At 52.5% G+C, this 14,340-nt stretch carries 11 protein-coding genes; 4 read left to right on the top strand and 7 right to left on the bottom strand.

The annotated features are described in order from the left end of the window. Positions 1-5: 5 nt before the first annotated feature. The 3 genes from ACO0LI_RS08525 to ACO0LI_RS08515 are packed head-to-tail and all read right to left on the bottom strand — an operon-like array spanning position 6 to position 5,610. The gene (locus ACO0LI_RS08525) at positions 6-1,340 is read right to left on the bottom strand and encodes a TolC family protein (protein WP_423032256.1); all 1,335 of its coding nucleotides are present in this window, start codon (positions 1,338-1,340) and stop codon (positions 6-8) included. 9 nt (positions 1,341-1,349) lie between these two features. Then, complete coding sequence (locus ACO0LI_RS08520) at positions 1,350-4,466, bottom strand: efflux RND transporter permease subunit (RefSeq protein ID WP_422949072.1); 3,117 nt, start codon at positions 4,464-4,466, stop codon at positions 1,350-1,352. Beyond that, a complete protein-coding gene (locus ACO0LI_RS08515; protein WP_422949071.1) occupies positions 4,459-5,610 on the bottom strand; it encodes an efflux RND transporter periplasmic adaptor subunit in 1,152 nt (383 codons plus the stop codon). The genes ACO0LI_RS08520 and ACO0LI_RS08515 overlap by 8 nt, the downstream gene beginning before the upstream one ends. 229 nt (positions 5,611-5,839) lie before the next feature. Here ACO0LI_RS08515 and ACO0LI_RS08510 point away from each other — a divergent pair, with 229 nt between their 5' ends. Together ACO0LI_RS08510 and ACO0LI_RS08505 are read left to right on the top strand one after the other, a co-directional pair. Further along, a complete protein-coding gene (locus ACO0LI_RS08510; protein WP_422949070.1) occupies positions 5,840-6,505 on the top strand; it encodes a response regulator transcription factor in 666 nt (221 codons plus the stop codon). After that, on the top strand, positions 6,505-7,869 hold the full coding sequence (locus ACO0LI_RS08505) for a sensor histidine kinase (RefSeq protein ID WP_423032255.1): 1,365 nt from the start codon (positions 6,505-6,507) through the stop codon (positions 7,867-7,869). Before ACO0LI_RS08510 ends, ACO0LI_RS08505 begins: the two co-directional genes overlap by 1 nt. 81 nt (positions 7,870-7,950) lie before the next feature. On the opposite strand, the gene ACO0LI_RS08500 is transcribed toward ACO0LI_RS08505, so the two are convergent. Beyond that, complete coding sequence (locus ACO0LI_RS08500) at positions 7,951-9,087, bottom strand: alpha-hydroxy acid oxidase (protein WP_423032254.1); 1,137 nt, start codon at positions 9,085-9,087, stop codon at positions 7,951-7,953. A gap of 117 nt (positions 9,088-9,204) precedes the next feature. Next, positions 9,205-10,110: a LysR family transcriptional regulator gene (locus ACO0LI_RS08495; protein WP_162039416.1), complete on the bottom strand. Its 906-nt coding sequence runs from the start codon at positions 10,108-10,110 to the stop codon at positions 9,205-9,207. Between the two features lie 128 nt (positions 10,111-10,238). Between ACO0LI_RS08495 and hmgA the strand changes: the two genes are divergently transcribed. Next, a complete protein-coding gene (gene hmgA, locus ACO0LI_RS08490) occupies positions 10,239-11,558 on the top strand; it encodes a homogentisate 1,2-dioxygenase (protein ID WP_423032253.1) in 1,320 nt (439 codons plus the stop codon). Further along, positions 11,559-12,890 (top strand): fumarylacetoacetase, encoded by a 1,332-nt coding sequence (gene fahA / locus ACO0LI_RS08485; protein WP_423032252.1) that lies wholly within the window; start codon positions 11,559-11,561, stop codon positions 12,888-12,890. Between the two features lie 95 nt (positions 12,891-12,985). Here the strand turns inward: fahA and ACO0LI_RS08480 are convergent, their stop codons facing one another. Next, the gene (locus ACO0LI_RS08480; protein ID WP_422949064.1) at positions 12,986-13,723 is read right to left on the bottom strand and encodes an anti-sigma factor; all 738 of its coding nucleotides are present in this window, start codon (positions 13,721-13,723) and stop codon (positions 12,986-12,988) included. After that, the gene (locus ACO0LI_RS08475) at positions 13,723-14,304 is read right to left on the bottom strand and encodes a sigma-70 family RNA polymerase sigma factor (RefSeq protein WP_422949063.1); all 582 of its coding nucleotides are present in this window, start codon (positions 14,302-14,304) and stop codon (positions 13,723-13,725) included. Before ACO0LI_RS08475 ends, ACO0LI_RS08480 begins: the two co-directional genes overlap by 1 nt. Between the last annotated feature and the right edge of the window lie 36 nt (positions 14,305-14,340).

Below are 14,340 nucleotides of genomic sequence, written 5' to 3'. Positions count from 1 at the left end.
TTCCCTTATTTCATCTGATAAGCAGTGCTTTGTTGCAGCTTGATTCTGGCCATCGCCAAAGTAGCTTCTGCCTGTAGATAGGCCTGATAAATTTCATCGGCATTGCGTTGGGCATTCAAGAGTTCCAGCATCGACGCTGCCCCTTTGCGATAGCTGGTACGCACGCTCTGTAGCAAACGGTCAGAATCCTCAAGTACGTGTTCCTTATAGTTTTTGATATTTTGCAAAGCAGCCTGATATTGCAGATAGCTACCCCTGACCTCGGTTTCTGCCTTCATCAAGGTTGAGCGCAATTGCAGTTGCGCCTGTGTCAGCGCTGATTGCGCCTGGCTTAATTCGCCACTTTGCATGCGTGAAAAAGGAATAGGAATCGTGACCGTCAGGCTCAGCGGACTCGAACGTTCAGCCGGAGAATTCGTGACTGTACCGCTGGCATTCTGTATCGCGTTGACCCTTGGCGTGTTCTTGATACCAAGGTTGACCACAGGATCGATCCAGCGATTGGCTCTTGCCAGTTCTATATTGTCCTTGGCATTTTCACTGGCTGAACGCGCCACTTGTATGTCTTCCCGTTTTTCCAGGGCTTGCCGTGTCAGGGTGGTCAGATCTGCCGTCATCTCATCCTGGCTGCCGCTGCAATCGATTTTCCTGTCTGCAAAAATCTCTTGATAGCTTTTTCCGAGGAAATTCGATAATTGCGCTTCAGCATTAATGGTATCAGCGCGGGCGCTGGTGACATCCATGGCAAAGCGATCAGCTTCGACTTTTGATTGCACTAGTTCCTGCTTGCCTATGTCGCCGGTTTTGAAACGTGTTTCATTCATCTTCACAATATCGCGCATGGCATTCAGGCTGCTATCCCGACGTGCCAGCGACATGGCAGAGCGGCAGGTTTCTGTAAAAGCGTTTGAGGCATCGCTCAATAGCTGCCGCCGGTAGGCTGAGACACCGGCTTCGGTCAGGCGTACATTGCTCTCCGCTGCCTGTATTCTTGCACCTCTCTTGTTGGCAGTTTCCACAGTAATGGCGATACCTGCTATCGACGTGGTCGCAGTATTGGGCTTGTTTGGGCCATACATTTCTCTGGAGTCAATACCTGCCGTCAATTGTGGGTCTGGTCGCACACTGGCGATGGAGATGCCGGCCCTGGCACTGGTGACGAGTTCTTGCTGCGCTTGCAGATCGAGGCTATTGTTTTCTACTGCAGCCAGGTATTGCTGCATGCTGACTGTATTTGTCTGCACATTGACCTGTGCATGAACCGGCAACTGCAACAACAATGGCAGCAGGCCGCACATCAGCGGCAGTCCATGAGATTTTTGTTTCTTAATTTTTTGCATGATGATTCCTTACACTGCATCTGCTACGCTGGCTTCATGGTGCGCGGCAGCTTTACTGTTTTTGTTTTCTATATATTTTTCTATCAGGTAATAGAGACCTGGCAGCCATACCAGGGTCAGGCCGGTTGCCGTGATCAAACCACCCACCACAACCGTGGCCAGCGGACGCTGCACGTCACTGCCCAGACCGTGGGCGATGGCAGCGGGCAGCAATCCCAGGGCAGCAACGCTGGCCGTCATCAAGACCGGACGGAAGCGTTCGCGGGCGCCATGCAATACCACGTCCCGCAATGACAATTTACCTTCGGCACGCAGACGATTCAGGTTCGACACCATCAAAATCCCATCCATCACGGCCACCCCAAACAGGGCGATAAAACCCACCGCGCTGGATACATTCAGCGTCATGCCGCGCAAATGCAGGGCGCACAAACCACCGATAGCACCGAGTGGCACGGCCATCAATATCAATGCCGGTTGACGTAGGTTCCTGAATTGTCCAAACAGCAGAATGAACATCAAGGCCACTACAACAGGCAAAATCACCGCCAGTCTGGCCTGGGCACGTTGCTGATTTTCAAACTGGCCACCCCAGGTAATCTGGAATTTGGAATGATCGTAGTTGACTTTGGCTTCCACCTGTTCCTTGGCGTCATCGAGGAAAGAAGCCAGATCACGCCCTTTCAGCCCCAGACCGACAGTCAGGTGACGCTTGCCCATTTCCCGCGTGATGGTGCTTTCACCATCATCCAGACGTATGCTGGCTACCTGCGCCAGCGGTATCCTGGCACCGCTGGAGGATGTCAGCATCAGATTGCCCAGCGCATCCGGTGTACTGCGCGATGCTTTGTTGAAGCGTATACCGATGTCATAGTGACGTTCATCAATAAACAACTGGGCTATGGGTTTGCCACCTATGCCCGTGCCTATCAGGTCGGTGATATCGGCAACGTTGACGCCATACCTGGCAGACGCGGCGCGATCGACTTCTATGCGTATCTGCGGCAAAGGTGGTTCCTGTTCGATAATGACATTTTCTGCACCAGGTACGGCTTTCAGCGTGTTTTCTACTTCTTTGGCAATACGGCGGGATTCCTTGAAATCATTGCCATACACTTTGGCGACCAGATCACTGTGGGCACCGGCAAGCTTGTCCAGTACGCCATCTATCATGGGTTGTGTGAAGCCGACATGGGTACCAGGCAGCTTCTCAAAACGCTGTGCCATTTTTTCTATGAGTTCTTGTTTGCTCCAGCCAGATTTCCAGGTGTCATACGGGTGCAGGGTGACGCTGACCTCGATGTGGGAAGGCGTCCATGGGTCCGTGCCTTCATCGTTGCGCCCCAGTTGCGTGACGATGGCGGACACTTCCTTGAACTCCATCGTGGCTTTTCTGAGTTCATCAGACATGCTGCCAGCTTTTTCCAGCGAGATACCTGGTGGCAAAGTGACCTGCAGCCAGATCGAACCCTCATCCAGAGTGGGCAAGAAATCGCGGCCTATACTGGCACCCAGTCCCACGACAGCGGCAAAGGCAAACACAAAGGCTGCAATCGTCAAGCGCGGTGAGTTGACAACTTTTTCCAGGACGGGTTTATAGATGGAGGAAAATTTTTCCAGCACCGGGTTGTGGAATACCTTGCGCGGCTTTTTATAGGCTACATAGGCCAGCCCGGGTATCAATACCAGTGAAACCACCAGTGCACCGAGCAGGGCAAAGCCGATCGCAAATGCCATAGGCGAAAATAATTTGTACTCTATGCGCTGGAACATGAACAGCGGCAGGTAGGCAGTGATAATCACGACCATACCGAAAAAGATGGGTTTGCTGACTTGCAGGGCAGCCGTCATGACATCTTTTGCTGTCAGGGGTTTGCCGCCATCTTCTTCAAACTTGCGCAGTATCTGTTCCATGACCACAATCGCACCATCTACCACGATACCGAAATCGATGGAACCCAGCGACAGCAAATTGGCCGGTATCTTGAAGTGATGCATGAAGATGAATGCCGTCAGCAAAGACATGGGTATCGTCACTGCAACAATCAGTGCAGCACGCGGGCTACCGAGGAAAAGCAGCAGCACCAGTGTCACCAATATCATGCCTTCGAGCAGGGTCCTGCCTACCGTGTGCAGGGTGGCCTTCACCAGCATGGTGCGGTCCAGGTAAGGCACGACCTTGACATCCTTGGGCAAGACATTTTCGTTCAAGTCTTTGACTGCGGCGTGCACGCCTTCCAGTACCTTGGATGGATTTTGGCCCTTGAGCAGCAAAGTGATGCCCTCTACCGTGTCCGGATTTTCATTCTTGCCGAGTATGCCACTGCGTTCCTGATTGCCGAGCTTCACCTCACCCAGGTCTTTCAACAAGACCGGCACGCCGTTTTTTTGCGTGATCATGATATTGCCCAGATCATCGAGGCCACTGATCAGGCCTATGCCGCGCACGACAAAACCTTGCTGCCCGCGTGTCAGTATGCTGCCGCCAGCACTGGCATTATTGGCATTGATGGCTTGCGTGATTTGCGCCAGGCTCAGGTTATATTTGCTGAGTTTTTCTGGTTCAAATTCCAGCAGGAACTGGGTAGTGATACCACCAAAATTGGTGACGTCGGCCACACCCGCCACCTGCTTCAGGCGCGGGATTACCTTCCAGAACTGCAGTTCGGACAGTTCACGCAGGTCACGGCTCTTGGATTCCAGCGTGTAGCGATATATCTCGCCTATGGGCGATGTCAGCGGATCAAGACCAGGCTGCGCACCATAGGGCAGGGTAACGGCGCTGATGCGCTCCTGCAAACGCTGGCGTGACCAGTAATCTTCCGTACCATCCTGGAACACGACGGTAATCAGGGACAGGCCGAAAGTGCTTTTGGAACGCATCACATGCATGCCGGGCGTACCCATGATTTCGCGTTCCAGCGGTATCGTGATCTGCTTTTCAACTTCTTCGGCCGCCAGGCCGCTGACCTGTGTCACTACCTGTGAAGTGGTGTCGGCGATATCGGGATAAGCTTCCAGCGGCAACTGATTCCAGCAGTAGATGCCATACATGGCGACCAGGATAAAGACGAGCCAGACAATGCCGCGTCTGGCGAAGCTGACTTTGACAATATTTTCAATCATTGAGGAGCACTCCCTCTTTGATGACGATGCGCTCGCCTGCTTTCAGGCCGGACAGGATTTCCAGTTTGTCGCCCACTTGGGCACCGGTCTTGACGATGCGCGGTTCAAATACCCAGGGTGTTTTTTCTACAAACACACGTGTATTAAAACCATTCTGCACTACGGCTGACGCGGGAATGGCAGGTGCCTGATGGGCCTGTCCACTCAAATTGACCTTGGCATACATGCCAGGTTTGAAACGCCCAGCCTTGTTGTCAATTGCAATCCTGAGCTTGACGCTGCGGGTATCTGCATCAATGACATCACCGACATAGCGTATCTTGCCTTCAAAGACTTCATTGTCATAGGCATTCAGGGTGATTTTGGCTGCTTGTCCGGCAAACACCAGTGGCAGGTCTTTCTCGGTGACGCTAGCGGTCATCCAGACAGTGGACAAGTCAGCCACGGTCATCAGGGGCGCATTGGTATCATTCCAGAAACCACCTTGCGCGGCGCTTAATTCAATGACCCGTCCGGCTATAGGAGAACGCAACTGGTAATGGTGACCGGTAGCGCCATCCTGGCTGACGCCTAGCTGTGCCAACCGGGCTTTGGTCCTGCCTACTTCCGAGCTGGCCTGGGAATAATCTGCTTCTGCCTGTTCATAATCTTTGCGTGCAGCAATTTCTGCGTCTACCAGGTCTTTCTGGCGCTGCAGATTGCGTTTAGACAATAAAAGCGCACTTTGTGCCTTGCTGGCATCACTGTAGGCCGTGGCAATATCGGCAGAGTCTATAGAAAACAGTACATCACCCACGCTGACTTTGTCGCCCAGACGTTTGTTCAATTGCAGTATGCGCCCGGCTACCGGGGGAACTACCTTGATGGATGTTGCCGCATCCAGCTCTATCGTGCCGGGAATGATGATGGCGCGTTCTATCGTCTGTTCAGTCACGGCAGCGACCGCTATTGATTTTCGTAATGGCGATGCCTCAGGCAGGCGTATCCCTGCTGCTTCCCGGATCAGGGGTAACTTGGCTTCGTCCGCCGCCTCTTTTTTGGATGCTGGTGCCTCTGCCTTGTTGCAGCCAGACAGCAGCATGCTCAGACAGACGGGGGCGAGCAGTACGCTTAGCGTATGCAGACTGGTATTGTTCTTATTCATTTCCACCTCAAGGGAATTCACCTGACAGCAAAGCAAACTAAGGCAGCCAGGTGTTTGCCGCAGCAAATAGTCAATTACAAATTTTGAGGCAGGATAGCAAGGCATTCTGTCGTCAACATGACAGAAGGCTGACAATAAGCTGACAATGAAAAATAAGCGGGAGCAGGCTTGGAACAGAGGTCAAAGAGGTAGAATATCCAGGTTGTTCATATGCTCATTCGGATATTTTATGCATGTCTTGTTGGTTGAAGATGACACCGTGATTGCGGATGGCATCTCCAAAAATCTCAAAGCTCACGGTATGGTGATTGATGTCGTCCATAATGGCCTCGATGCGCTGGCGGCATTGCAGCGGTCAGAGATTTCCATCATGGTGCTTGATATCGGTATTCCTGGCATTGATGGTTTTGAGGTTGTCAGACGCTTACGTAGTCAGAATGCCAATTTGCCAGTGCTGTTGCTGACAGCAAGAGATTCCATCCAGGACCGTGTACACGGGCTGGAACTGGGTGCCGATGATTATTTGGTCAAGCCCTTCGCCACGCCAGAACTGGTGGCGCGTATCAAGGCGCTGGTCAGGCGCAGTTCACCAGAAGCTACCGCCATGCAACTGGCGGGACTGACGCTGGACCAGACTGCCAAGCGCGCCCGCGTGAATGGCCAGACAATTGAATTGTCGGTACGCGAATGGGCTGTTCTCGAATACCTGATGCTGCAGGTCGCCCGCGTGGTATCCAAGCAGCAAATCATAGATGCCATCCTGCCGTGGGGTGAGGACATCACGCTGAATGCGGTCGAAGTGTATGTCTCACGCATACGCAGCAAAATCCTGGATGCCGGTGTCACCATCAGGACAATCAGAGGCTTTGGCTATATGCTGGAGAAAGCCAGTTGATGAATGCCAGCATACGCCTGCGATTGCTGAAATGGCTGATCGCGCCTTTGTTGATTACCAACATCCTTGGCGCCATCCTGATTTATCGCCTCGCCTGGGGGCCTGCCAATGCCGCTTTTGATGAGGGCTTGACAGATACGGCCTGGGCATTGGTGCCAAGGTTGAAACTGGCCAGTGCCGATGTCGCCATCGACTTGCCACCGCAAGCAGAACAGGTTCTGCGTGTGGGCCATTTTGACCCCATCTATTTCATTGTCAGGAATGTCGCAGGAAAAACTATTGCTGGTGATAGCGATTTCCCTTCCTTGCGCACATCCGAGCAATTGAATGAGCCGCTGGCCTACGATGGCATGATGCGCGGCGGCGGGATACGTGTTATTTCACTCAAGGCCATGGTCGATGGCAAACCGGTTTTTATCGGTGTAGGTGAGACCCTGAGACGCAGGAATAATATCCGTTCCGAGATTTTTACTACCCTGCTGCTGATGGAGGGCTTGCTGGCAGTCATGTCCATCCTCATCGTCTGGTTCGCAGTGTCAAAAGGCTTATTACCTTTGAAGAAAATGCGCGCTGATCTGGATTCGCGCAGTTATGATGATTTGTCCCTGATTGACGTAGAACATAACGCACTGGAATTGCAGCCATTGGTCATGGCACTCAATGACTTGCTGAGCAAAGTGCAGGTAGGCGCTGCTGCGCAGCGTGATTTTGTTGCGAACGTGGCGCATCAGTTGAGAACACCACTGGCTGGCCTGAAAATGCAGATAGAGTGGCTGCAGCAGCGCTATGTAGCCGATGAAGAAACCAGTCGATCAATTGAGTTGATGCTGTCATCGAGTGAGCGCGTGATACGACAGACCAACCAGTTCCTGTCACTGGCCAGGGCAGAGCCCAGCCAGTTTGTTGAAGCTTACCTGGAGAAGGTGGCGCTCGAAAAACTGGTGGAAGAAGCGATACAGCATTTCATAGAAGAAGCCGACAAGAAAAATATTGATCTGGGTTTTGATTTGTCCCCTGGCGATATCATGGGAAACCGCTTTTTGTTGCGCGACTTGATTGATAATTTGATCGATAACGCGATTCGTTATACGCCAGCACAGGGAACCATCACGGTCAGTTGCCTGAGCCTGCAAGACAAGGTGCTGCTGAAAGTAGATGATTCCGGCCCCGGCATTGCGCCTTCAGATCAAGAGTTGATCTTCAACCGCTTTTATCGTATCAGCGATCAGTCAAATGGCAGCGGCCTGGGGCTGGCCATCGTCAGGGATATCGCAACAGACCATAAGGCAGAGATCAAGGTGCTGACTGGTAGTCAGGGGCAGGGAACGATTTTTGAGGTGATATTTCCCCGGTATAAAAACTAAAGCGCAACGTGTATTGTTTTATACCGGGTGTTGCCATTAAGTCCGTATGACTTAAGCACGTATGATTTAAGCACGTATGATTTAAGCACGTATGATGTTCGATGCGTTGACTTCACGAATATCCTTGGTCCCCGTCAAAGCCATGCTGACATCCAGTTCTTTTTGCAGGATTTCCAGCATGGTCGTTACACCTGCCTCGCCCATCGCACCCAGGCTATACAAAAAGGCACGACCTATCATGCTGCCCTTGGCACCCAAGGCGGTGGCCTTGAGTATGTCTTGTCCTGTGCGTATGCCACCGTCAAACCAGACTTCGGTCTGATGGCCCACCGCATCGACGATCGCTGGCAATGCCTGTATTGATGACATCGCGCCGTCAAGCTGGCGGCCACCGTGGTTGCTGACGACGATGGCATCAGCACCGGCAGCGACTGCCAGTTTGGCATCCTCGACATCAAGTATGCCTTTGAGTATCAGCTTGCCGCCCCATTCTTTCTTGATCCAGGCGACGTCATCCCAGCTCAGCGTGGGGTCGAACTGGCTGGCTGTCCATTGGCTCAGCGTGACTATGCCATCGCCACCTTTGACGTGGCCTACAAGGTTGCCAAAAGTCTTGCGGCCAGTCAGCGCACGCAGGGCCCAGGCCGGTTTGGTGGCGAGGTCGATGACGTTTGCCAGGGTCAGCCTGGGTGGTACCGACATGCCGTTTTTCAAGTCTTTATGGCGCTGTCCCAAAATCTGCAAATCCAGCGTGAGTACCAGGGCCGAGCATTTGGCATTCTTTGCTCTTTGTATGAGTTCTTTGACAAAGCCGCGGTCACGCATGACATACAGCTGGAACCAGAACGGCTTGGTGGTCACACTGGCGACGTCTTCTATCGAGCAGATGCTCATGGTTGATAGAGTAAAAGGGATACCAAATTTTTCTGCCGCAATCGCCCCCAGCATTTCACCATTGGCCCATTGCATGCCTGTCAGCCCGGTGGGTGCTATTGCTACCGGCATGGCTACTTCCTGGCCTATCATGGTAGTGCGGGTAGAGCGGTGTTCTACATTGATGGCAACTCTCTGCCTTAGCCTGATGGCTGCCAGATCGCTGGCATTGGCCTTGTAAGTCGATTCTGTGTAAGAACCGCTGTCTGCATAATCATAAAAAGCTTTTGGGACGCGCTTTTTGGCGAGCAGGCGCAGGTCTTCTACACAGGTAATGACGGGCATGGTTTACTCCAGCTGATTAATTATTTCTACAAGTGTAGGGGATAAGCTACATTGCATGGCAGAAAAGCTTTCAGAGTTTACATGAAGGATTTTCAGCATTGCCCTTGTCACACAGCTTCACTCAAGAAATTGATCAGATATCAGGCTGCGCATCCACTGATTGCCTGCATCCTGATTGTAGCGCCTGTGCCAGAACATATTGGTCTGCAGGGCAGGCAAGCGCAAGGGAGACTTGACATAGCGCAAGCCAAATGGCGCGGCTGCGCGCTCCGCCAGTTTCTGTGGCACGGTTACCAATAAGTCATTGCAACTGACTATGTAGGGAACGGCAACGAAATGCGGCACGCGCAGATGGCTGGCGGCACTGATGCCAGCTTTCTCCAGGCTTTGGTTGACTTTGGCATAAGGGTTTTCCCTCGATGCAACAATCAAGTGTCGCGCCGCCAGGAAATCCTTCATCTCCAGCCTGTCTGCCGCCAGCGGATGGCTTTGCCGGAACATGCAAACATAGTTTTGCCTGAACAAACGGCGCTGATACCAGGCATCGGACAAATGGTCAAAAGCACCAATCGCCAGATCAACCCGGCCAGATTCCATTTCTGTTTTCAAATCAATATCACTGGCACGCACGGTGGATAACTGTAATTGCGGTGCCAGGCTATGCAGATGCTCTGCCAGGATAGGCATGAAATACACTTCACCGACATCGGTCATGGCAATTGTGAAATGGCGCTTGCTGCTGGCAGGGTCAAAACTCTCTTGCCGGTTCAGTGCCTGGGTGATGTGGGTCAGTGCCAGCGCCACAGGCTCGGCCAGTTGCTCTGCCAGCGCCGTCGGTTGCATGCCTGTTGCCGTACGAACAAATAATTCATCATCAAAGCTGCGCCGCAACCGTGCCAGGGCATTGCTGACGGCTGGCTGCGACAAGCCCAGCTTGCGCGCGACAGACGATATCTGGCGGTCTTGATACACTTCCTGGAAGATCACGAGCAAGTTCAGGTCTATGTCTTTGGGTTCCAGCATCAGTGTCCAATATTATTGTCGAGCATTATTGATTTTATGAATGTAGTACATTCTTGTATTTATATCGTAAAACAAGGCGCTTTGCATTAAAGTTCAAGTCTGTTCAATCAAGAATGGCAGGATCAGCTATGAGCAAGCATGACGCAAGAGAAGTTCAACTGCAGTACCAGACCGGGTTTGCGAATGAATTCGCGACCGAGGCATTGCCAGATGCCTTGCCCAAGAGCCAGAATTCTCCACAAAAATGCGCCTATGGCCTGTATGCCGAGCAAATCTCGGGCACGGCCTTTACCGCCCCGCGCCATGTGAACCGCCGTTCCTGGGTATACCGCATACGCCCGGCTGCCATGCACCAGCCTTTCCAGCAAGCCAGCAATGGCCGCATGACGAATGATTTCGGCGCGACACCAACAACGCCAAATCAATTGCGCTGGGACCCCATGCCGATACCGGCAGAAGCAACAGATTTCATCGATGGCTGGATGACCATGGCAGGCAATGGCTCGGCTGATGCGCAGACCGGCTGTGCCATCCACATCTATACAGCTAACCGTGACATGACGTCACGTTTCTTTTATGACGCCGATGCTGAGCTACTTATTATTCCCCAGCAAGGCCGCCTGCATATCCGTACCGAAATGGGTTTGCTCGATATAGAACCGCAAGAAATCGCCGTGATACCGCGTGGTGTGCGCTTCCAGGTGCATCTGCCTGATGGTGATGCACGTGGCTATGTATGCGAAAACTTTGGTTCCATATTGAAGTTGCCTGACCTTGGTGTTATTGGTTCCAATGGCCTGGCCAATCCGCGTGATTTCCAGACACCGGTTGCCTGGTATGAAGACAAGGAAGGTGATTTTGAATTGCTGGCCAAGTTCAGCGGTAATCTGTGGTCGGCAAAGATAGGGCATTCACCATTGGATGTGGTCGCCTGGCACGGCAATTTTGCGCCTTACAAATATGATTTGCGTCACTTCAATACCATAGGTTCCATCAGCTACGATCATCCTGATCCATCCATCTTTTTGGTCTTGCAGGCCGCCAGTGATACGCCGGGTGTGGATACGATAGATTTTGTGATTTTCCCGCCACGCTGGCTGGCGGCTGAAAACACTTTCCGCCCACCCTGGTTCCACCGCAATATCGCCAGTGAATTCATGGGCCTTATCCACGGTCAGTATGATGCCAAATCCGCCGGCTTCCGCCCTGGTGGCGCCAGCCTGCATAATTGCATGAGCGGTCACGGCCCGGATGCGCCGACTTTCGATAAGGCATCCGCAGCAGATACCAGCAAGCCACATAAAGTCGATGATACGATGGCATTCATGATAGAAACGCGTAATATCATCAAACCTACCCGCGCCGCCATGGAAGCGCCGCAATTGCAGGCTGACTATTATCAGTGCTGGCAAGGTATCAAGAAAAATTTTAATCCGGAGCAAAAATAAATGACGGTACAACTTAACGAAACCCATGATGTAGGCTTGCGCAGCTGGGTAGCATCCGCGAATCAGGCTGACACGGATTTTCCGCTGCAGAATTTGCCATACGGCGTGTTTCGTCGTCAGGGCAGCAACCAGACATTTCGTATCGGTATTGCGATTGGTGACCAGATACTTGATCTGGCGGCCGCCCATGCCACCCATGCTTTTGCCGGTTATACCGAATTGCAGGGCGGCCATTTCACCAATGCCGTCAATGCCAGCAATCTCAATGCCCTGATGGGTTTGGGCGCGCCCGTATGGTCGGCATTGCGCCTGGCCCTGTCACGCGTCTTGCGTGAAGGTGCAGGCCTGCAAGGTGCATTGCAAGCCTGCCTGCTGGCACAAAGTGCAGCAGAATTTGCCTTGCCTGCGCAGATTGGTGACTACACTGACTTTTACACCTCAGTCCATCATGCAACGGCTGTTGGCAAGTTGTTCCGCCCTGATAATCCTTTACTGCCGAATTACAAATGGGTGCCGATTGGTTACCATGGCCGCGCCTCATCCATCGGTGTATCAGGCCAGCAATTCCGCCGCCCGGTAGGCCAGACCAAACCGCCGACATCTGATACGCCGGTGTTTGGTCCTGCCAAGCGCATGGATTATGAGATGGAAATCGGCATCTTCGTTGGCCCCGGCAATGCGCTTGGCGATGTCATCAATATGGACAAGGCAGAATCGCATATCTTTGGCCTGTGCCTGTTGAATGACTGGTCAGCCCGTGATGTGCAGGCCTGGGAATACCAGCCGCTAGGCCCATTCCTTGCCAAGAATTTTGCTTCTACCATTTCCCCCTGGGTAGTGTCGCTGGAAGCGCTGGCACCCTACCGCCATGCCTGGACCCGCGATGCAGAAGACCCGCAACCCATGGCTTATCTGGATGCACCAGATTTGCGTGACAGAGGTGCCTTTGATGTGCAGCTTGAAGTCTTGTTGCAGACGGAAAAAATGCGTGCAGCAGGCGCACCTGCCGAACGTTTATCCTTGTCGAATTTCCGTCATTCATACTGGACGATCGCGCAACTGATTACCCATCATACTGTTAATGGTTGCAACCTCAATCCTGGTGATCTGCTGGGCTCGGGCACGCAATCCGGCCCATTGGCAGACGAAGCTGGTTCCTTGCTGGAACTCACTGAAGGTGGCAAGAAGGCACTGACTTTCAGTAATGGTGAGCAGCGCATTTTCATGGAAGATGGCGATGCCATCATCATGCGCGGCTGGGCACAGAAAGAAGGTTGTGCACGGATAGGCTTTGGTGAAGTGGTTGGGACTTTGTTGCCAGCCAGGACGTAAATTTCCGATTGACTTTGATTTTTTGCAAATAATAAAACGGGACTTTTCAGTCCCGTTTTTTTCATGCCAATTAAGCCAATCAATTGTGGTGTTATTTAAATCTGCACCCAGTTACCTTTGAATATAATCGGTCCTGATGGTTTCTCAGGATTACCCGATCCACCTTTGGGTTCCAGCGTTACTGCCAGCAAAGGTACGCTGTCTGCGGTCATGTCTTTAGGCATGGGCAGGGTGATGATGCCTTTGTCGGCCACCAGGCCCAGCGATTTGACTTTGCCATCCTTGCCCACTGCCCATAGTTCCAGGCTCTTGTCGGCGGCGATGTTTTGCGCTGTCACCATGCGTATCTGTAACTGGCCGCGTTTGCTGTCGCCGGTAATCACTGCGATAGCCTGTGCCTTGTCATCTGACAAAGTGGCGACGTAATTGGTTTGCGGTGTTGCCTGCTGTTGATCCGCCTGTTTGCTCAGCAAGACAGATACCAGCACCACGGCGGCTGTGGTTGAGAACATGCCCAGGCCGCGCCAGAACGCCAGGTCTTCGCGCAGTTTGCCCCAATTGCGCCAGTAGGCCCATGGGTCTTTGGTGGTGCTTAGGTTCAGGCGTTTTTCCAGTGCTGGCCAGACGGTTGCCGGTGCTGCCACGGGAGGGGTAAATTCTGCCATGGGCACGAGGTGTGCTTCCCATTGGCCGACGACCTGGCGCAAGGCTGCATCTTGTTTGAGCCAGGCCTCAAAGCGGCGACGTGCACCACCGCGCAGGGTGCCCAGCACATATTCAGAGGCCAGTTTTTCTTGCAGGCCTGGATTATTTTTTATCTGGTGCAAATTCATCATGCCTCCAGACGTGTAAGGCAGGTGCGCAATTTATCGAGTCCGCGCCTGATCCAGGTTTTTACCGTGCCTATCGGCAGTTTCATGTGTTCTGCCACTTCGCTGTGTGACAGATCATGGAAAAATGCCATCGCCATTGCCTGCCTGTGCAAACCTTCCAGACGTGACATGCAAGACGCCAATGCTTTGGCATCCTGTGTCAATTCCAGCGTCTGTGCTGGTGTCGGTTCAGTGCTTTCCATGGCTTGCATGATTCCCATATCAAAATTATCAGCATCGATTTCCACATCGTGATCAACACGACGCAAAAGGTCGAAAGCGCGATTGCGTACGATAGTTGTCATCCAGGTCATTGGTGCTGCCAGACCTGCCTGATAACTGCCCGCGTTATTCCAGATGTTGACAAAACTCTCTTGTAAAACTTCTTCTGCCAACTCACGCTTAACTAATATACGCAGCGCGAAGCCAAACAGTTTCGCTGAAGTGGCGTCATACAGAAATTTAAATGCCTGAGCGTCTTTGCGGGCGACGGCGGCTAGCCAGTTTTGTAACTGGCTGGTATCCAGAGCGGCAGTGGGCAATTGCTTATCCAATCTTGGCTGTCGGTTATATGAGGG

Source organism: Undibacterium sp. Tian12W, assembly GCF_049339405.1.
Classification (GTDB): Bacteria; Pseudomonadota; Gammaproteobacteria; order Burkholderiales; family Burkholderiaceae_D; genus Undibacterium.
Note: the sequence above shows the minus strand (reverse complement) of the source record. Positions and strands in the feature narration are given on the sequence as shown.